Genomic DNA, 18,959 nt, shown 5'->3' with positions numbered 1-18,959 from the left:
CGATCTGATCCATGCACTACTTACTGCTGATTCTTTGGTTAACGCCTATCTGATTATTATTTGAGCAAAAGAGATCGCTGATCAATTTTTGTACTGCACATAGTGGATAACCTGATAAAGGTAACCAGCGCTATTACCTCTACTGCGGCGGAGTATGCGCACCGAGCTACAGACAGCGGCAACTCACTAATGACCAAAATGCCTGGCTAGGCTAGGGCTTCACTGGGAAGAGGGGCACGCGGGCTATCTTGACAGGCCCTGAGCCCTGTATCATATACTGTATGAGTATACAGTATTGTGCTTGGAGGTAGTCATGGGAACCAAAAACATCATTTTCGACGGAGAGCCGATCCGGATATGCCGCTATCGGTCGGACTATGACAACCGACCAATGTACGCCATCTGCATCCTTAACTATACAAAGTACGTACGCAGCTTTTCGGTTTCTGTGGGTGTGAATTTGCGTGAAGAACTGGAGCTGACACTAAGGCAGATGCGGGAAGTTGAGCGTAGTATGGCTTGGTTGGAATCAGAATTTAATGAGTTGAGTGCTTAATCTGGGTCGCTCTAAGCACTATTGAATGGCTAGCGGATGGCCAGGGAAACTTAACCGGAGAAAGGACATGGGAAGAACGATCAATAGGTTTGCAATCTTTGCCGAGCGTATTCATTTAATGAATGGCGGTGCAAAAAGTTTTAGAGGCTCCGCTCCAACTGATGAGGCGGCAATGGAGCTAGCAGCGGAAATTGCTAAATCCGAGAAAGCGGAGTTTTATTCCTGGCTGCAAATCCTTGATATTGTAACTGGGAACTATACCGAGTACTCAATCAAGAGAGGTGGTGTACTGGAGGAGAGGGAGTGCCAAGAATAACAAGTGCTTGCTAATTAGGGGGTGCTGCCCTCGTGACAGTCTTAGACTCGATGAATAAGGAGAAGGGGTGCGAGCGTATCGGAAAAGGTGATTGGTGGATTATAAGAATGGTGAGAGTCTTTTATAGTTTAAGCTAAGGCAGATCCTGGTTTGAAACAATTCTGGATGAATAGCATTGGTTACCAATGGTTAAGTTAACTGGTTCTGCAGCGATGCGGTTAGATAAATTCAGAGTAGTAATTGATTAAAATCAATTCGATATTGGAAAAGTGCTTTACACATAATGAGAAACATAGTGGTGGTAGAATGTAGATCCTATAGTGTTAGGGTATTTGTGGATATCTACAATTAACACACCTGATCGGGTTTTATGAGCAGGTTGCTGGCTATTAATAACCAATCGACTGCGTGTTTACAGAAAAATAATTTCACTTTCGGCTTGCTCTACTCAGGAAGTTGCCATCTAATAGTTTGCATATCCAGAAGGGGCATAACGCGATAAAGCTATGCTGTTGCTGGTATTTATAGGGAGTATCAAAAATGGCAAACCGTTCTTATCTTTACAGTCTTAGCAACCAACCAAAATCCTACTCAGACCGCCCCGACACTATCTCGGGCTTATCTGAATGGCCATACAATATCCCCTTCACTTATCGTGTGCTCATGTCTGGGAACCCAAAACTGTGTGCATCACTGGTATCAGATGGCTTTGATAATGATTCGCCCGATAATAAAACTCAGCTTTATGCTATCAGTAGTGACTTTGAGACAGGATTCGCGCGGTTAAAAAAATTTATTGAGGTTCTGCGAGTGATCGGGAAAGAGATTGATGGCCTGCAGGAATCAATGCTTAATGAAACATTAGAATTTCTTGAAGAACATAAGGATAGTTATCTACTACTTGAGACTATCGAGCTGGACTGCATGGATGAAAGTGAGGAAGCAGTCCTGCGTGGCTACGTTGAAGGCGAAATTAGCGCTTGCCGTGAAGCTGGATCTGCGATTGATGCGCTGCCAGAAGACCCAGAGGTAGCTGCTGGTATTGTAATAAATGCAGCGAAAAACAAGTCAGAGGCTGCCCCAAGTGCATTTTACGGCCTCCAGTTCAATGATAAGTGTGACGATATTGAGAGTGAGCCACCTTTAGGTCTGTATTGGAGTGATATTCTTTATTATGAATTAGAAAATAAAGAGGAATTTGAGGAGGCTCTTTGATAAGTGAGTGGGGGGCTTTAACTCCTTGAGTAGAAAACTTTAGAAGGGACCTTCTGCCACTTGTGTAGCTATCAGGCCTAGGAGATCTTTAGATTGATGTCCAAATTTCTGTAGAACAATAGCGTCACTTCGGGGCGATCATAGAGGGGGCGGTTATCTTTCAAGGCACATACTCAACAAAGGAAATATAGAACTTTCTAAATTTCCTTTACTTTTCCTTGATCATGCACCCAATGATACAAAGGGAAGGTGGCTGTATTTTTAAGTGATTTCATTTTATTGCAGGCGTGGAGGCCTGATAGTGATGTCGAAATGCGCTAAGTGGAGGAAAGAAGGCACTGGCAATCGCACAAACCATATACCCAGCATTTTTTTAGCAGAGAAATACCATACCGCCCCAGCTAAACCTCTAAAGTAGTATTCATAGTTTTGATTTAGATAGGGCCGGTGCTTTGGTGAAATATCCAGCGGCTAAAGGGTAGGAGGAGTATTTCGGGAAACAGTAACTTGCTTCCTAGTATCTAGATATCAACTGCTCCAACCTATTAGCAATAAATAGTGCTCTATATAAAAGGGTAGAATCTTCAGCCCAGTTAAGTGCTCTCCGCCTACAAGCAGTCATAGTTTTTACAGTTTAATGCGTACTTCTCATACCTAACTCTTCAGGGAATGGATTACCTACATCAATAGAGAAGTTAATGCCTGTAAGATTGTTACTTTCAATAATGTTTTTCAGTTCGTCATTACAAAAGTAACCATTAAAGTCAATTTCAGCCTTAAAGATTGAAATTTCTTCTATATTATTTTCGTTAAATTCAATTGAAAATCTGTCATTCAGGGGGTCATGAATACTAAGCTTCTCATCTGTTTTTACTGTTGTTAAGCCGTTAAAAATATACCCTTTTTTACCTTCAAATGTTATGGGTAAAAGCTCCCCAAATTTTGAAAGCTTATCTTTTAATAGGTTGTATGCTTTTTCGCTAAGAAAAAGTTTGCCCACATTTAAGGAAATATCAGGAATTTCTTTTTTCTTTCCACCAAAAGCATCATCAAAGTCAACTTCCATTGGTTGCCATTCATTTTGGTATGGGAATGGCCTTTCATCCATGTAGAAGTCGGTATCTTCCCCAAGGGCTTCGCGGGCTTTGTCACCGTCAAAGGTAACCATTAAATAGTCTTTAATGTTTGGGTGAATACGATAAATCAAGGCTGATACTCCTTTGAGGCTGGAAGCATCACGTAAGGAGGGAAGGAACTTGTTTTTAATGAATTTTCAATCATTGAAAGTTGAAACCTTAAATGGCTTTGATCTTTTGTTATTGACATTTTGATATAGCTGGAAAGCCAGAAGTAATAGTTATTTCTGTGTATTCGGCTGTGCGGAACTGCATCTTTTAAACTCCTTGGCATTAACATCTTAGCAGCGGTGTTTTCCGGTAGCCAACAACCATTATCGGGATCATCAATTCTAACTTTAAATTTTGCCAATACAGCTCTTAATGTGACCGCTTTGGGGTGTGCCCCAGAAACAATGGCATGAGCATGGCATTTGAGGTGGGGCTTGGAATCATTAGATAAGGCCATCCTTTCGCCAAGGTTTTGCGAGATGTGAGCTTCCTTCTCTAATTCAGAACGGCTCATACCTAAGCCATCCAATATATAGCCAAGCATTTTCGCTATTCCATCCTCAACTTGCCCGACTACCAAAACGGCATTCAAATCTGCCTCTGTAGGGTTTTCCTTATTGGAAAATTTTTCAATGGCTAATTCTGTGCGACTCTTAAAAGCATGAGGCTTTTCAAGAAGGAGTCCGTGTGGAGGTAGCATAATCAATTATTCCGTTAATGATTAAGGTATTGTCAGATTATATCTTACTATTTTGTAGTGCAGTTGATAATTTGAGGCAGATTTGAAATGTCAATCAATTGGGACGATTGTTATATATTCCGGCTGGAAGAACTTCTATTGTCGAGATAATTTTAACGATAATGAGACCACGATTGAGAGCAGTATCACAAAATCAAGGAGCGGTAAGGTTCGCTTTTGTTGGTGGCTGGAGTGGAATTTAAACGCGCACGATGATGCATATCATTGTATTTAGAAGCCATCAGAGTTACCCAAACACTAAACAACTTCTATATAAATCAATATTTTGCCTGAAACTTGAACTCCTCTGTGATCCACCAAGGTTTTTCCGTTGACAATACTCGGTCCAATTAGGACTTTCCGCTAGTCGCCACCCTGGCGACTCACTCACACCCTGGTAATGGGCAGAAGCCAACCCAAGAGGCGGCAATTAATGGGTACAAGAGCAGTGCGGATGGGTTGTGTGTTAGCCTTGGGATGGTATTGGGATGAAATAGCATACTTGAAATGGGCACACGCTGGAATGTGCCTATTTTATATGGTTTTATTAGTATGTATAGATACCATCGATTTTAGGGTAGGTTTTTCCATTGTATTCAATACAGTCTCTTACCCATACATCTATTTCTTTGTTAGACATTTTAGAAGCTAGTAATGCACTATATAATTCTGAACGAGAAGGATTCTGCTTTTCTAGAATCAAATAATTAGAAGCAGAACAGTTATCTGGATTGTCCCAGGAACCATTTTCCCTAGCAAATAAAAGTAAGCCATTTGAACTGCCATTAAATAAAAAAGATATTTTTGCTTTACCACTATGGCCTGGCGAATAAGCATCTAAGCTAATACTGATAAAATAATTAAACGAATGAACATTAAATAATCCCAATTATGTTTACTGCTGATAATAGGGGCGAAGAGTAGCGAGATTAGGTTACTACTTCGGAGGTGGATTGCTTGGTTACTCTTTTTCCTAGCTCTACGGTGTTTGCATTATTGGGATCAGAAAAAATATAGTTTAGAGCCTGACTTCTTCCTCTTAACTGGTCAGAAGCTTTCAAGTTTTCTATTCTTCCGTAAAGACTGCCTATACCATTTGTATTCTCGGAGACTCTTTCCTCACTCGCTGACAAGCCTAGCAGTCCATTAACAGTGATAGCGAACGTATCTTGAATCATGTTTAGATTTACACCGGCTAGACCATATTTTTCATAGCTCCGTATCGCCGAAATATTTAAGAGTTGATAAAGTTCCTTTATCTTGTTGATCTGATTTTCGATTTCCTCAATTGAGACTTGCCCAGCGTTAATGAAACTCGTCTCTGCGTCACTGAGGCTTCTTAAGATTTTCATTGCCTTAAGTAAGCTGGACTCTCCTTTGCCTTCGTTTTCTAGTAGTATTTTAAAGTTGGAGATGCAGCTATTAGGGAAACATGCTTTATATAATTCTGTCTTATCCGTGAAAGCAACCCTCTGATCTTGCTCTATTCGTCCGAGTAATTTTTGGTATCTCTCATTATGATCTAGGTAATTTGAATAGGAGCTGTTTCTTTTTTCGTGTTCCCAGAGGCGATTACCATGGTTAATTTGTTTGGCAGTTTGTTCGCTGCGAAAAATTAAGGCAATTATACCGAGTATTGCTAATAACCCTGTGCATAATTGAATGACTGGTGAGAAATATGAAAGTAGATTTTTAATGCCACCTATTGAAATTTGCACTTCATACTGAGGGCTGCTTCCCAATGTTTGGTATGCAAGGATGCCGCTAATGATCAGGGTTGCTAAGAATATTGTTATGGCGCCGAAAAATAGTAGGTCAGTAAATAAAGAATATTCCCATAGGGACGGTTCGTTATCATCTGCTTTATTTTCATTCTTAGGGAGAAAACTTTTAAACTTAATGTATGCTGTCTTTATCATTTCTTTTATTACCCGGTACACCATGAAGCAGGCTAGAACGAGCGCAATAACAAAAATCGCTACCCATAATAATGACATCGCTACTATCCTTGTGATTTGTTATCCAGCGAAATTCTATCACTCCAAGAAGATGCACCAAAACCTGTAGCAGGCATCGACCACACACCAATCAAATTTCAATTCCCTTCAAAGCTTCTTGAAGCAATCAAAACAATCAATTCCTCCCAGGCCCCGTACTTTTTAAGGCGTTCAGACGTGATTGATTAAAAAACATACCGTAAAAATGTCGCCGGTCACTCCTCCCCACGCCTGCCGATTTTGGGCGTTCTTTTAGTTGGGAAGCCTCCCCCCTTAAAGTAGACGCCACCTTATATTCATCTTATGCGGCCATTCTTTCATATTCATCTGGGCTTTTGAACCCAAGTGAACCATGTCTTCTTTTAAAGTTATAGTACCTATCAAGATACCAAGCTAAGTTAACTCTTAGCTCCTTAACGGACTCAAAATTAAATCCTTTAAAACTCTCAGTTTTCAGTATTTGAAAAAATGATTCTACATACACATTGTCATTCATACATCCTGGGCGGTTCATGCTCGGCTCAATACCCAGTTCTTTGAGTCGGTTTTGGTATGCATAAGCACCGTACTCAGACCCTCGGTCGCTGTGAAATATTAGATCTGATTCTATATTTCTGAGAAAGATCAATAATCACAGCTAAATATTGCCACTGCCCATTGATCTTCAGATAGGTTACATCACCAGCCCATTGAGAGTCTGGTTTACTCGGCATACCATGCTCTCTTTGTAAATTTTCAACCTTAATACAAGGATTTCCAAGCAAAGAGCGTCGACGATAGATCCTTCCAGCTTTCCCCACGATTCCTGCCTCTCTCATAAGGCGTTCAACGCGTTTGTGATTTATTCGTTCACCATTAGCTTTCAGCTCTGTGCTAATTCTTGAACTTCCATAATTACCATCATGCTGCGCATAGATAGCTTCGATACACCCTAGAATTCGCCTATTTTCTATGTCTCGAGTGCTCTCATCACGGTTGAGCCACTTATAAAACCCTTGGGGTGAAACATTCAAGTATCTACATAAGTACCTGACACCAAAGTCTGATCGATTAAGAGCTATGAACGAGAATCTTTCGGCTTTGGATCTTTCAGGTACATTTCCCACTTTTTTAGGAAATCATTCTCCTTTTGCAATTTCTCAACCTGCTTTTTTAGACGTCTTATCTCTTTATCATCAGTTTGAGACTGAGTTTTCGTTATCTTTGTCATACTTATTCTACGACTGGGCTTCTCGACAAGCTTGCCTTCTCTACTTTCCTGTCGCCATCTATACACCATTACTGGATGCAAACCAATAATGTTGGCGATTGTAGTCGTATCTACTTTCAGTTGATTAGTGAGAGCTACCACTCTAACTTTGAACTCTGTTGAATATTCAACAACCCGCTCTTCACTCAGTATTTTCGGCATTTTTTCCTACCCTATTCAAAAGGTAGGCGTCTACTCAATGGGGGAAGGTTTCAATAGCCCCAGCTGTGCTTGTCGCGGTGATTACAGCCGCTTGTTATGTTTCTGCTTACCCATTAATTTCGTACCTAATTTATAACTCAACTAGTGAACATCCGCCAAGTTCAGCGTACTTTGCTAACCATGATCCGCCTTTAGGAATAATACACTGATTTGCATTGGCCAATAGTACGACAAGCTCGTCAAGGGTTTGCGGAGAGGCCTTTAAAATATTTAGCGCCTTTGTTTCTATACTTTCTCCTTCCAATTGTAACGGCTCGATTCCTATAAGAGAGTATCTTGAGTTTTTAATGAATCTATTCAAGTCTCCCACATCAATCGAATGCATAGTTGGAAGGATAATGTTGTACGAATTATTAAATTTTGTTACAGCTCTAACCTTATCGATTAACTTTGTAGTTTTCATGAACTCAATGGGGAGTTCTAGAACTTTGGCATAGCTATCTATGACGGAATGATCAACTAAGAATTCTTTGTTGAGCAATGAACATATAATAGGAGGAAGCCAATGACCGTCAGAGGTTGCCTTAACCCTTTCATCTACAGCTAAAGAATTTCGCAACCAATAATAAACCCTCATAGCCCATTGCTCATCACGCTCACTGCAAACACAATCTGATTTACCGGCTAAAAATACTCCAGAATCAATTTCGTTTAAACAAACTCCATAATGATTATCATCGCCTGATATGCTGAAGTCCACTAAGATATATGTTTTGCCAATACTAGGTAAGGATTTTGAGTAAAGATATGGTGGCCAAGTTATATATTCACTAGCCCGCTCACTGGAGAAAACAATATTCATGATATTGCCTGACTTATTTCTCGCCATGGGTCAACGTAAAGACTTTCCCTTACGTAAGACAAATCGCACAAGTAAGAGCTGAGTAGCGTTTGTTGACTTTCTAGAACTCTTATTGCGCGCCCTAAATCGGCTGAATCACCTGGCTTGAATGTGATTCCATGTTTGGCTCGAGCTACTATCTCACTGATTCCGGGAATGTCTGACCCAATTATAAAACAACCGCTGCTATATCCTTCAAGAAGCACGTTGGGAACCCCTTCCGCCAAAGAGGGGATAACAAGAACATCAATATCATTCAATGCGTTCGACACTTCATTTTTAGCAAGAGGGATTAGTGGTGTAATCTCCAGTTCGTACTCAACAGATTTATACATTGATAGCAAACATGGCTCTCGCTCATCTATTTCCCCATATATTGTGAAACTCTTTGCGTACTGGGGGTTATTTTTCAAAAATTCCAGCAACACACTGAAACCTTTTTTCCATTTCCAAAAGCCGATTGCTCCAAACTTTAGCTTAGTTCTTTCCCGTAACCTTTCTTGTCTAGGCCAAATTAATTCGGCACAGCTCTCCTTGGGTGAATTGTTTACAACAATCCCCTTACCCACAGCAGAATCATAACGAGCCTCAATCACATTTCTCAAATGAGATGAAACATAAACCAGTAATTCGCTTGATTTGATACATTCCTCAAGTCGCATTTCCTTTTTAAATACATTCAATGTCGCGTCATTCCCTCGAAAGTTCAACACTAGCTTTGAGTGAGGTTTTGCCCTTTTTAGATTTAGACCAAAATCTGAAGCGAAGGTAACAAAATGAACAATGACAACATCTATGACCTTGAGATGATCTATAAGCTCTGACTCTTTATCAAAAGCAACGGATGTAGTTTGATTTACACAAGGAAAGATTTTGTATGAGTCACCTTTATCGACAGGGACTTGCACCCAAATGGCACTGCGATCCTTTGGTACCTTTGATAAGAGAAACCTAGCGGAACTTGCAACGCCACCTTCGTCGCTAGGTGACACATGAGTACACAGAACTATCATTATCAAATTCCCTTTCGAGAAAATCGGAGGTAACAATGGCACCATTTAGTAACGGTAACGTATTAGAGCTCTGAGTATTATAACCTTTCCTGATACTGCACCACGTGTCGACAACACTTTTTGGTGAGGCTTCTATGTCGATGGTTCCAATATGGTCAAGCTTGCTTGCTAATAAATCAGCACGTATTCGCTGCTCCTGATCAAGGCCGACAATTATTGAGGGTATTCGTAAACTCAATATATCCATAGCTGAATTGTATCCTCCAGACACAATCCAACAATTGGAAAATGGAAGCGGCGAGAATGCAAAATCTGGAGTAAATTCTACAAACCTTACGTCTTTACCCTTTTTGGAATACATAGAACTTTTTATCTCATCACTAAGTTCTAATCCTCGACTTTCATGGATGTAGAGAATTCCAAATTCATCGACTGCATCGAGAAGGAATAACGCTATTTTGTAGACAGAAACTCCTTTCCTTCCTCCTCCTATAGCAACCCTTAAAACCTTTTTTACGTTCGGTATGACGTCGTGCTCGTGCTCGTGCTCTGCGGCTATTCTTCCTACATATCCACTAAAAACATAGTCAACATCATGCGTTAGTAGCTCTATAGGCAAGGCGTTGTTTTGCTTTGAAAATAAGGGGTCGGAATGAATAATTGTCTTAATTCTAAATTTGTTCAGAATACCCGCAATGTTGTCTATATATTGCGCTCTTTCAGTTTCGGCGCTTGGATATATATAGATATCTCTCAAAGATGTATATATTGGCACTGAGTGCTCTCGACATAGTTCTAGCAATGCCATGACCTCTTGCCATAAAGCGTGCCTACCATATGGAAACATTTCCAACACCACGGCATCAGGCATCGCCTGAAAAAAAGTCTTAGTGCATATTTCCATCCTCGTATCCAGCGTGCTGGCGACAGAGGCACCATCCATACTATAAAGTCTGCTGTAGTCCTCTGAGTATAAAAGCTGGGGAAGGTAAGTAGCATGACAAGTATCTTTTATGAAAGCTTGTGCGCGAGCACCACAAACTGCATAACAGTTGAATTTGTCAGCCAACCCCTCTATCAAGCGCGCCGACCTTACTAGATGGCCAACCCCCCACAAAGAATCAAAATGAAATAATATATTGCTGGCTTTTTCCTTATACTGACCCATATATCATTTTCTTTTTCTTTCTAGCCTTAGTCAGGCAAGTCTTTTTGCAAAACTCGCTGAATCCTTTCTGCTCAACAAAAGAGCGCCTAATTTCCCATAGTTCCCCGGAATTCCATATTTCGGAGATCGATGTCGAAAAAGCGTTTCCCAGTCTCATACCAATGTAACCTTCTGCATAACAACATGGGAAACAGTCACCATTTGGATCCACGTATAATTTATCTAAGCCCGAAGGGCAATGTTGGGTATCTGATTGCTTTGCAAGTGGATACAACTCTTCGCCAACCTTATATTCTTTGCTGCGAGCTACACTAGATGAGTATTTTAGTATTAGAATATCTACTCCCAATGATTTTGCGATCTGCTTTGCATCGTCAATTTGATGGAGGTTTGTACTCATCGGAATGTACTGCCAAATTATACGCGTATTGGCTTGTATACTCTTTTTTGAATCACAGCAATCCTTTAAATTGGTAAGTATCTCTTCTAAATCGCCTCCAACCCTATACTGACTAAATACATCTTGAGTGGTGCCATCAATGGCAAAAATTAAATCATCTAGTCCCAGTTCAAGTAGCTTTTTAGTTCTTTTCTTATCTGCCAAGCTCCCATTTGTTGAGATTATGACTTTTGCTTGAGTGTTGGATTTCAAGTATGAGACGATTTCCTCTAAATTTTTATGTACGAAAGGCTCCCCCCTCGTCCCATACAGTGTCACTTCTTCCAAGTCGTGCTGTATAGGCTCAATTATTATCTTAAGCTCATTTACAGTGATTTTGCGCCGAACCACACCATCATCACGATCAAGGGTTCGGCACAATGGGCAGCGGAAATTACATTTGTTGACAATTTCGAGCTGTAACTTTCTTAGCGGCCAGATTGACATTCAGCTATACCACTTCACTGTAGTAGCGGTGTCCTTCACATCGCTTTTTGCTTTGAACTTGATTTTTCCGGATTCATTAACCCCCCCTTTGATGCTTTCGTCTCCATATTTGTTCTTTAAGCCCTTCTTAAGCTTGTCCGCAATTTCAGCAATCTCCTCATCACTAAACGCTCCGTCTTTCAGTTTAACCTTTAGCAGATCCTTCTTCTCTATTTTGGACATTGTAGTCTCCTTTGTGTCAATGAGTCACGATGACCCAAGTTGAAAAACTTCTCTTTTTTAAACATAACGCCGCAATAAAGGGCCGAAATGTAGCAGCGAAGCTGCGGAATGTAGGTCCAGCCACGAAGTGGCGCCTTAGATTGCCTTGTTAAGGTATATTGCTTGAATCCAGCTCCAGCTTTGAAAGCATGCCATCCAGGCTGTTGGATGTAGGAATCTCTGATGACAATTGATGGTCCCACAGGATGAATGCCCCTGAGCTTTTACAAAGAATGAAATTGCCATCAAGATCCACCCCAACAATAGATGCGCTTTTACCACGCCACCAAGGGGCTGCTAAGTGTTTCCAATCTTCCTCTTTTAGGAGTATGGCCAAGCGGATTTCCCTATCCCCCAATTTAATGAGGCGAATCATGCCCAGATTTTTAATCGCCTTATGGAGCCTATTCATGGATTACCTTAACGTCGCAAACAGCGGTCCGAGTAAATTGGCGCAGCCTTTGCGAATGTAAAGGGTGTCACGATTTGCGACGTCCGCTGCTTTGCCTTGTTATGTGTATTCATCTGCCTCTTCATTTATATAAATTTGCAGGCATTTAACGTTATCGAAAATAATACTTGATGGAAATTTATCTGGATATTGGTCACTTTTTCCGTGCCTGACTAAATGCTCACAAGCAAACCTATCATCATTGAGTTGAACTATCACATCATCATTTGCGTCGGTTTTAGCAACTGCCACAGGCTTTAATGGCCATAGCGGATGTTTAGGTCCAATTTCAGATTCAAGCTCTTTCTGTATGCCGGCTTTAACCTGTGTATTTTCGTTTAAATGCCACCAAGGCTCTATCCAATTAATTTCTTCTTTCATAGCTAGATTTCGAGAGACACATAACAGTTTATTAAAGAGCCAGTGGCTCACTATCGATTTGGCCACTATTTCTGAAGTAGACCCTTCAAGCTATGTAAAAAAGCCTTTATTTACAGTAGGTTATAAATTTCCGATCAAATAATAACCATAGATAGTAAGCCATCGGCTCAAGTCGCCTGGTTCCACCTCCTGCTCTTTCGCACATTTTGCCGGCAATTAAATCAATTAGTTTGGGGGGAAACTTTCTGTGGATGTAAGCCATGGCTCTATAATTTGGGGCTTGACACCTATGATAACTGCACCTATATCTGTGTTTATATACAGTTATGGAGCACTACCATGGATGATATTCGTCACAGGCTTCCCAAGCATTCAGCCAAGTTCATCCCCAGCGTTCGACTTCATATTCGCGAGGCAGGTTTAGCCTGCCGGACTGAACAGACATACGTTCACTTGATAAAGCGCTTTATCCACTTTCATAAACTATGACACCCTCGGGAGGTCGGTATTGTCGAAGTCGAGGCGTTCCTAAACCACCTGTCGGTCAATCGTCATTGTTCGGTTAACATCCAGTGGATCGTGCTAAATGCGCTGGTATATCTTTATAAACGGTTTTTGGGAGTCGATATTTCCAACATTGGCTTTACGCCTGCAAAGCAACGTCGTCGCCTTCCAATTGTTTACAGTCGGGAAGAGATTAGAGCCATCATCTCAAAGCTGAAAGGTGTCTATTGCCTTCAAGTTGAACTAATGTACGGCACAGGGCTCAGATGTGCCAAACTCTTATCATTGAGAGTTAAGGACATCGATTTTGGCAGTAACAACGTGTTCGTACGGGGAGGCAAAGGTAATAAAGACCGGACCATAATATTTCCACAAGGCCTGATTCCTGACCTGCACACTCAAATTCAACAGGTCGAAATTACTCATGCATGGGATATCGCAAATGGCTATGGGGATGTCTATATGCCGGATGCATTAGAATAGAAGTACCTCTCTGCTGCCCGTACCACAGCTTGGCAATTCTTGTTTCCAGCCTCGCGTGTTGGCCCTTGCCCCCGTAGCGGCGTGATAAGACGGCATCATCTTCACCCTTCGGCACTTGCAAAACAGTTACGGCGTGCTGTGGGGGAATTTGGCATCAACAAGCCGCCCAGAGCACATGCATTCCGACACAGTTTCGCCACTCATCTATTGGAAGTCGGCTACGATCTTAGGACAATTCAGGAGCTACTAGGGCATGCGGATATATCCACTACGGAGATTTACACTCACGTTGTGAATCGGGGCGGCAAAAGCATATTGAGCCCCACAGACCGTTTGTAATCCTAATGGAAAAGATAGGATAGTAAAATGTTGGTGTTTGATTCTAAACTCTTTAAATGCCTAATCAATTTAATATCGAAGAGGTATCGTCTACTGGGGCAGGCTTTGTGTAAAGCTTGAAGATCTGTGCGGGCAGTACACGATTACACATGTTCAGGTCCGCAAAGCTGCAAATAGAATGCACTAGGAAAGTGGGCAACTTTTGCCACGAGCAAATTATAAGCTCTGTCTGCAAGCTAACTGTTTACCATATAGCCAGCTACGTATTTGGAGAAAGTAAACAGCCGCACACCGTCTACAACACCTGCAAACGGCATGGACTACGCGGCCTTTCTCTTAACCAGTCCCTTTTCTCCATCATCTTCAATGGGTATCAAGTGAGGTCGAATGATTAGCACCCGTTCAGGGTTACGCCCACTGTTCGGCAAGCGCGTTGGTATTGAGTATTTCCCATTTGCATCACGCTCCAAAGCACCACAGGCGGCCAATAGTTGCTTTGCCTTTCGGTCACTGAGCCCCTTGCAAACCTCGGCTTTAAACGTGGCTGGGTAAACGTAGTAAACAGTCTCAGAGCAAGCCTGTCCCTCAAGGGCATTACTGTCCCGTAGCGTTTTCCGGTAGCCGCAACGCTTCAGGGTGCGAACAGTGTGGTCATCGGCTGTGAAGTCTTCTCGATCCCAGCGGGTAAAGTGGGACTCTCCGTAGAGATCAAAGAATAGCCTCAGTGCTGCCAGGGTCTGCCGGTCCTCCAGGTTTCCAACACCGCCATGGGCTGATATCCAAGCGCTAAAGCAGGATTTGGCCGCTTCCATCGCCATGCCTTTTGGCCAATCTGTAATTCCCGCAGTGGAAGCCTGCTCCCTAGCAAAACCAACAAGAGCAAACTTCTCTGCTGCCCTGCGTACCTGACCACTCACATCATCAGACAGCTCTGCGGCAAAGTTCACAAGCTCCCGGCGAATCTGGATTGCCAGCTTTTCCAAGTTGCTAGCGCAAAGCTCTCTGATAAACGTATAAAGGGCCACTCCATGGAATAAGGCCGCTTTCTCAACCATGTAGCGCGATAGCGCAGCGCCGCTAGCAAATCCATGCAGTTCATCAAAGATACCGGCACCACTCCCCGTATCTGAGAGAATAGCCAATAGCCGCACCTCTTGTCCTGCTTTTGCTTTCTTACCCACTTCAGCCATCTGCTGATCAAGCGTGCGCTCTCCTGTAGAGAGGAAGACAAGCCTCCATTCAAACGCATTCCCGCGTACGCCTCCGCGATCATTAGCTCTTGCCTTGCCAGTGCCATTTCCCAGCATATAGGCAACATCCCCCACAATACGGGGATCGCATTGGCTGCGACAGCGAATACCGACAGGTGCGGGAACATTCCGTGGAAGAAGTAGCCGGCGTAAAATAATTGAAGCTCTCGGTGCTTTACGTTTTTTATCCGGTGGCAGCCTGAACTTATCCGTGCTGGATAATCTAAATATGACAACGGCCAGTGATATTAACATTTCAGCGGGCCGCGATTTAAAAGAACAAACTGGCAATATTCTTGAAAGCGTGGCCAAGGCCCGCCAGATTATCAAAGTGAAAGACAGCGGCAAGGTTTGGTTGGGAAGTGAATCTTTAAACGTACTGAAAGTGCTGGAAGATTTAATCGGCGTAGTGTCTGCCCTAGCCGCCACCCTGGCGACGCACTCGCACCCCAGCAATGGGCAGAAGCCAACACAAGAGGCGGCAATTAACGGGCACAAGAGCAGTGCGGATAGTTTGAAATCTCAGCTTAGCGCCATTCGGGCTTAAGCTGGTTGTACACTTAAAAGGAGAGAAGTTATGAATAAAAATGTAAACAGGTATGCCATTTTTGCTGGAGGTATTCACCATAATGAATGGAGGAGCAAGAAATTTCAAAGCCTCAGCCACTACTGAAGAGGCGGCTATGGAAATGGCAAAAGAAATCGCCAAATCTAAAGATGCAAGGTTTTATTCTTGGTTGCAAATTTTTGATACAGATAGTGGGGTGTTTATTGAATATTCCGTAAAAGATGGAGTGTTGATCGGAAGGGGCGGAGTTGATAACTACTTAAGAGCGTAAGACTAAGTACAAATGAAGTGTTTAGCTAGGCATGCTACGGAGGTTAAGAGGGGATATCCCCCCATAAACTAATTAATTTAATTTTCACGCCTCTTCGTGCTGAGTGACTTCTTTCTTGTCTGGTGAGAGGTTAGATGGATAAGAGCTGCCGAAAGCATCTTTTGTGAAAAAACTAAGGTCTATCTCATCTGCAACTACAAAAGCAGGGATGTGCTTTAATAGGGCGTATTTCTCAATAAGTGGCTTAAATTTGTTGTTTTCTAAATATATGCAGTTGTAGAAAAGTATGAGTAACTCCTGCCCTGAAAGTTGAGCCCGGATGATGTTTGTATAGAATTTTTTGTCTTTGGTTTTTGAGGAATCGATAAATTTAAATATATTGTATAGAGACCTAAAGTAGTGACCGAATTCTTTCTCAAATTTGAGCCATGTTTCACCGTAAATTTTCTGTACTTGGGTGTTTCTCATGCTTATGTCTTCAGTTTTTGGTATTGCCTCCAGTCTTCTTTTTAGTAATTTCCAGGCCTTAAAAAAACATCTCGACCTTGATGTGTCTGTTTGCTTAATGTAATGTCGATCTCTGCTAGAAGTTCATTATGAAGTCTCGTCATTTGAAAGAATGTTGCTTCAAAGTTTTGGTGTTCTAGTTGAAGATTCTGATTTTGAAGTTCTTTTTTTTGAGCCTTAATTTCGTCTCTTGTTAATCGTAGTTCTTCTCGCTGTAGGCCGAGTTCATTTTTTTGTAGAATAATAGTGTAAATGAGTCCGGCAAATGCTAGTCCAGAGAATAGGGCGTTTACCGCTCCAAACATATCCCCAAAGGTTCCTCTTTCATTGGTGCTCATGTCGCTGGTGATGAAGAATGAAGTAAGCCAAAGTCCGATAACTAAAGAGAATAGAGCTATAAGAGGCGTGTGGGGTGTACCTTTAATTCTGCTTATTTTTTTGAGTAGGTTTTGAATTGCTTGTGGAGCTTTTTTTAATTTTGGTTGAAGCCAGTTTAGGATGTTCTGGAGTTTGTGCCAGACTGAAGTTAGAAGTACTATTAATTTTTTTCTTGATTTTCATTTTTTATGTGGTTTGTTTGTCTTTTTTGGGGTGATGGGGCGGTGGATCTGAGCAGGGGCTATTATTACCCCTGCACCCCTGCACCCCTGCACCCCTGCACCCCTGCTTTAGTTGTGAGTTATTCAGCGAGTTCTACAGGTTTAAAAACAAGCCCTGAAATATTGTGCTCTTTTATTGCTTCCATTAGTTTTTCCGTTACATATAGTTTGCTATGTATCTCGGGGAGCTGGAATATCTCTTCATTTCCAAGTTTTGACTTTGTGAGAGCGATCTTTATCAGCCGCCCGCGCTTCCCTTGGCGATTTATGCGCCACTCTGTTTTTTCTTGATCTATACAGTCAATGATGGCTGTTGGGTTGAATGCGTAATACATCTTTCCGTCAACGGGAAGTTTAAGTAATTCGCCAAACTCTTCTATTAAAGGACCTAAGGCTCCTATGGCCTTATTGCTGAAGGCGTAAAATCCAGGGTTGATCCTTGCTATATCTGGTGCGAGCTCGCTCTCTTTTTCTTTTTCAGACCATCGCATTGTGGGGGCGTGCCACGATGATAGTTTAAGTTGGCCATTAACCCATAAGTTGCTTCCGTCATAATCGTTTTCGTCGACGGGAACTAAAATTTGATAATGGTCTATGTCTGCACTTATTTCATAAATATTCATATTGTCTACCTGATAGGGTAAGTTCCATCCTCTAGGTCTTCACCAATTTCGCGTAAGGTGTCGATACAGGTCTCTCTATCATGTGCTTCAGAAAGCTGGTCAACTATATTGAGATAATATACCTTAGTGTGAACTTTTTTATGTGGATAGGCATTAGGTAGAGATTTTACCGGAACTGTTGATTTTGTTGGAAGGGCAACTCCATTTGCTTCGTGATTTATCGGTATACCCCACCGACGAAGAATTGCTCTAGCGGCTTGGGCGTAATCTTTGGCCCATGCTCTATTTTCTTTGGCTGGAACAATGTGGTGTGCATCTGTATTGTCAGGCAGTGGTCGTTTGGCGTTAACCATGTTTTCTCTCAAAATCTGAGAGTCAGTTTTTTTCTTTATTTCGCGAGCTAGTTCATGAGGATTTATTGGTTGAGTTTCAACACCCTCAAGTGTGTTCATACATTGTCTAGTTGTGTTTAGTACAACCTCAGTAAATAATTTGTCTTTTTCCTTTGGCAGCTTTACTCCTTTTGCTTCCAGCTCGTTGAGGCCAAGCATAAATTCATGGCTAGTTATTGATTCATAGTCTTTACTCATATTGAGTATTTCCTCCTTGTTGATGTGTCCTTGACTATAGCTACACGCTATTTTGTTAGTGGGCGATAGAAAGCCCTGTTTGATTTATCTTTTTTGTACTCAATAAGTCCCTTGTCTTCTAAAATTCTAGCGAGGATCGCAAACAGCCATCCTTTCGGTCTATGCTGCTTATTTGCTCGCGGCACAGCTATAAAATTGAGGTTTAGATCGCGCTTTATTTCGGCAGCTGGAACCCAGCCGTCTTTAGACGATTTTGTTTTTTCATTGATATGTTGAAGTGCTAGAAAAGCAATTGCTTCGATTAAATCTCCTATTACCTCTTTTGGGTTCATTGTCGCTCCCTCATGAATAATATGATTTAAGGTTTTTATCCTTTGATATGTGCGGCTGTTCCTTTCGTATCTTTAAAGGTCAAAAGTACCAAATGAGGTGGTTTGCTCATACATGTGTGGTACAGAGGATTCGGCATGCGCGTATAGCGGTATTCCGCCTCAAACGAGGGCATTGTGACTGGTTTTTGTTGAAGTGCGAAGCCCTTAATAATTGATGAGATGGCTATCTGTGGGCAGTATTTGGGTGACAACCTTTTTCATTTTTGTTCATTCCTGAATGGCGGAGGTGGGGAGAGCTGGGATGGCATAATCCCTTTATAAATAGTGGATTTTCTAGTGGTCTCAGCTCAACCTGGTTGTTTTTTGATCGCTCAAAATGCCTGCCGGTCACTCCTCCCCACGCCTGCCGATTTTGGGCGATCTTTTGGTTGGTGAAATGGCAAAAGCGGCCAGGGCCTAAGCTGGTGCGGG

Annotated in this window: 25 protein-coding genes and 1 pseudogene; 6 read left to right on the top strand and 20 right to left on the bottom strand. The window is 41.9% G+C overall.

Annotated features, from left to right (window positions below):
- The first annotated feature begins 313 nt into the window (after nucleotides 1-313).
- The 3 genes from ABWV76_RS17815 to ABWV76_RS17805 all read left to right on the top strand — a co-directional run bounded on the left by ABWV76_RS17815 (nucleotide 314) and on the right by ABWV76_RS17805 (nucleotide 2,087).
- Nucleotides 314-556, top strand: coding sequence for a hypothetical protein (locus tag ABWV76_RS17815; protein WP_353376823.1), 243 nt, complete (start codon nucleotides 314-316; stop codon nucleotides 554-556).
- A 67-nt stretch (nucleotides 557-623) separates the two neighbouring features.
- Nucleotides 624-872, top strand: a complete 249-nt coding sequence (locus ABWV76_RS17810; protein WP_020412273.1) for a hypothetical protein — start codon at nucleotides 624-626, stop codon at nucleotides 870-872.
- Between the two features lie 540 nt (nucleotides 873-1,412).
- Nucleotides 1,413-2,087, top strand: a complete 675-nt coding sequence (locus ABWV76_RS17805) for a DUF7822 domain-containing protein (RefSeq protein ID WP_353376822.1) — start codon at nucleotides 1,413-1,415, stop codon at nucleotides 2,085-2,087.
- Nucleotides 2,088-2,721: 634 nt separating this feature from the next.
- Here the strand turns inward: ABWV76_RS17805 and ABWV76_RS17800 are convergent.
- The 14 genes from ABWV76_RS17800 to ABWV76_RS17735 all read right to left on the bottom strand — a co-directional run bounded on the left by ABWV76_RS17800 (nucleotide 2,722) and on the right by ABWV76_RS17735 (nucleotide 12,422).
- Complete coding sequence (locus ABWV76_RS17800; RefSeq protein WP_353376821.1) at nucleotides 2,722-3,294, bottom strand: hypothetical protein; 573 nt, start codon at nucleotides 3,292-3,294, stop codon at nucleotides 2,722-2,724.
- A complete protein-coding gene (locus tag ABWV76_RS17795; RefSeq protein ID WP_353376820.1) occupies nucleotides 3,291-3,914 on the bottom strand; it encodes an AHH domain-containing protein in 624 nt (207 codons plus the stop codon). Before ABWV76_RS17795 ends, ABWV76_RS17800 begins: the two co-directional genes overlap by 4 nt.
- A gap of 586 nt (nucleotides 3,915-4,500) precedes the next feature.
- The gene (locus tag ABWV76_RS17790; protein WP_353376819.1) at nucleotides 4,501-4,842 is read right to left on the bottom strand and encodes a hypothetical protein; all 342 of its coding nucleotides are present in this window, start codon (nucleotides 4,840-4,842) and stop codon (nucleotides 4,501-4,503) included.
- A gap of 40 nt (nucleotides 4,843-4,882) precedes the next feature.
- Nucleotides 4,883-5,950: a hypothetical protein gene (locus ABWV76_RS17785; protein ID WP_353376818.1), complete on the bottom strand. Its 1,068-nt coding sequence runs from the start codon at nucleotides 5,948-5,950 to the stop codon at nucleotides 4,883-4,885.
- 301 nt (nucleotides 5,951-6,251) lie between these two features.
- The gene (locus ABWV76_RS17780; RefSeq protein WP_353376817.1) at nucleotides 6,252-6,578 is read right to left on the bottom strand and encodes an integrase core domain-containing protein; all 327 of its coding nucleotides are present in this window, start codon (nucleotides 6,576-6,578) and stop codon (nucleotides 6,252-6,254) included.
- Nucleotides 6,520-6,963 (bottom strand): IS3 family transposase, encoded by a 444-nt coding sequence (locus ABWV76_RS17775; RefSeq protein ID WP_353376816.1) that lies wholly within the window; start codon nucleotides 6,961-6,963, stop codon nucleotides 6,520-6,522. Before ABWV76_RS17775 ends, ABWV76_RS17780 begins: the two co-directional genes overlap by 59 nt.
- Before the next feature lie 44 nt (nucleotides 6,964-7,007).
- Nucleotides 7,008-7,361: a transposase gene (locus ABWV76_RS17770; RefSeq protein ID WP_353376815.1), complete on the bottom strand. Its 354-nt coding sequence runs from the start codon at nucleotides 7,359-7,361 to the stop codon at nucleotides 7,008-7,010.
- Nucleotides 7,362-7,491: 130 nt separating this feature from the next.
- Nucleotides 7,492-8,223, bottom strand: coding sequence for a hypothetical protein (locus ABWV76_RS17765; RefSeq protein ID WP_353376814.1), 732 nt, complete (start codon nucleotides 8,221-8,223; stop codon nucleotides 7,492-7,494).
- Nucleotides 8,220-9,275 (bottom strand): glycosyltransferase family 4 protein, encoded by a 1,056-nt coding sequence (locus ABWV76_RS17760; protein ID WP_353376813.1) that lies wholly within the window; start codon nucleotides 9,273-9,275, stop codon nucleotides 8,220-8,222. Before ABWV76_RS17760 ends, ABWV76_RS17765 begins: the two co-directional genes overlap by 4 nt.
- On the bottom strand, nucleotides 9,244-10,443 hold the full coding sequence (locus tag ABWV76_RS17755; RefSeq protein WP_353376812.1) for a hypothetical protein: 1,200 nt from the start codon (nucleotides 10,441-10,443) through the stop codon (nucleotides 9,244-9,246). Before ABWV76_RS17755 ends, ABWV76_RS17760 begins: the two co-directional genes overlap by 32 nt.
- On the bottom strand, nucleotides 10,430-11,329 hold the full coding sequence (locus ABWV76_RS17750; protein ID WP_353376811.1) for a radical SAM/SPASM domain-containing protein: 900 nt from the start codon (nucleotides 11,327-11,329) through the stop codon (nucleotides 10,430-10,432). The genes ABWV76_RS17755 and ABWV76_RS17750 overlap by 14 nt, the downstream gene beginning before the upstream one ends.
- Entirely contained in the window at nucleotides 11,330-11,551 is a 222-nt protein-coding gene (locus tag ABWV76_RS17745) for a hypothetical protein (RefSeq protein ID WP_353376810.1), read from the bottom strand.
- A gap of 148 nt (nucleotides 11,552-11,699) precedes the next feature.
- On the bottom strand, nucleotides 11,700-12,002 hold the full coding sequence (locus ABWV76_RS17740) for a hypothetical protein (RefSeq protein ID WP_353376809.1): 303 nt from the start codon (nucleotides 12,000-12,002) through the stop codon (nucleotides 11,700-11,702).
- A 99-nt stretch (nucleotides 12,003-12,101) separates the two neighbouring features.
- A complete protein-coding gene (locus ABWV76_RS17735; RefSeq protein WP_353376808.1) occupies nucleotides 12,102-12,422 on the bottom strand; it encodes a hypothetical protein in 321 nt (106 codons plus the stop codon).
- Between the two features lie 501 nt (nucleotides 12,423-12,923).
- Between ABWV76_RS17735 and ABWV76_RS17730 the strand changes: the two are divergent.
- Nucleotides 12,924-13,748: pseudogene (locus ABWV76_RS17730) on the top strand (integron integrase); the annotation flags it as partial.
- 320 nt (nucleotides 13,749-14,068) lie between these two features.
- On the opposite strand, the gene ABWV76_RS17725 reads toward ABWV76_RS17730, so the two are convergent.
- On the bottom strand, nucleotides 14,069-15,253 hold the full coding sequence (locus tag ABWV76_RS17725; RefSeq protein ID WP_353376807.1) for a DUF927 domain-containing protein: 1,185 nt from the start codon (nucleotides 15,251-15,253) through the stop codon (nucleotides 14,069-14,071).
- On the opposite strand from ABWV76_RS17725, the gene ABWV76_RS17720 reads away from it, so the two are divergent.
- Nucleotides 15,210-15,545, top strand: a complete 336-nt coding sequence (locus tag ABWV76_RS17720; RefSeq protein ID WP_353376946.1) for a hypothetical protein — start codon at nucleotides 15,210-15,212, stop codon at nucleotides 15,543-15,545. The genes ABWV76_RS17725 and ABWV76_RS17720 overlap by 44 nt on opposite strands.
- Nucleotides 15,546-15,597: 52 nt before the next feature.
- The gene (locus ABWV76_RS17715) at nucleotides 15,598-15,837 is read left to right on the top strand and encodes a hypothetical protein (RefSeq protein ID WP_353376805.1); all 240 of its coding nucleotides are present in this window, start codon (nucleotides 15,598-15,600) and stop codon (nucleotides 15,835-15,837) included.
- A gap of 84 nt (nucleotides 15,838-15,921) precedes the next feature.
- Here ABWV76_RS17715 and ABWV76_RS17710 read toward each other — a convergent pair whose 3' ends face one another.
- The 5 genes from ABWV76_RS17710 to ABWV76_RS17690 all read right to left on the bottom strand — a co-directional run bounded on the left by ABWV76_RS17710 (nucleotide 15,922) and on the right by ABWV76_RS17690 (nucleotide 18,488).
- Nucleotides 15,922-16,305, bottom strand: a complete 384-nt coding sequence (locus ABWV76_RS17710; RefSeq protein WP_353376804.1) for a putative phage abortive infection protein — start codon at nucleotides 16,303-16,305, stop codon at nucleotides 15,922-15,924.
- A gap of 41 nt (nucleotides 16,306-16,346) precedes the next feature.
- Nucleotides 16,347-16,682, bottom strand: coding sequence for a hypothetical protein (locus tag ABWV76_RS17705; protein ID WP_353376802.1), 336 nt, complete (start codon nucleotides 16,680-16,682; stop codon nucleotides 16,347-16,349).
- A 341-nt stretch (nucleotides 16,683-17,023) separates the two neighbouring features.
- The gene (locus tag ABWV76_RS17700) at nucleotides 17,024-17,566 is read right to left on the bottom strand and encodes an imm11 family protein (protein WP_353376801.1); all 543 of its coding nucleotides are present in this window, start codon (nucleotides 17,564-17,566) and stop codon (nucleotides 17,024-17,026) included.
- Between the two features lie 5 nt (nucleotides 17,567-17,571).
- Nucleotides 17,572-18,156 carry an AHH domain-containing protein gene (locus ABWV76_RS17695; RefSeq protein ID WP_353376800.1) on the bottom strand — a complete coding sequence of 195 codons (585 nt, stop codon included), beginning with the start codon at nucleotides 18,154-18,156 and terminating at the stop codon, nucleotides 17,572-17,574.
- A gap of 47 nt (nucleotides 18,157-18,203) precedes the next feature.
- Nucleotides 18,204-18,488: a hypothetical protein gene (locus ABWV76_RS17690; RefSeq protein WP_353376799.1), complete on the bottom strand. Its 285-nt coding sequence runs from the start codon at nucleotides 18,486-18,488 to the stop codon at nucleotides 18,204-18,206.
- Nucleotides 18,489-18,959 lie beyond the last annotated feature (471 nt).

This window comes from Microbulbifer sp. NBRC 101763, from assembly GCF_040371615.1.
GTDB lineage: Bacteria > Pseudomonadota > Gammaproteobacteria > Pseudomonadales > Cellvibrionaceae > Microbulbifer > Microbulbifer variabilis.
This window is presented reverse-complemented; position numbering and strand designations above follow the sequence as displayed.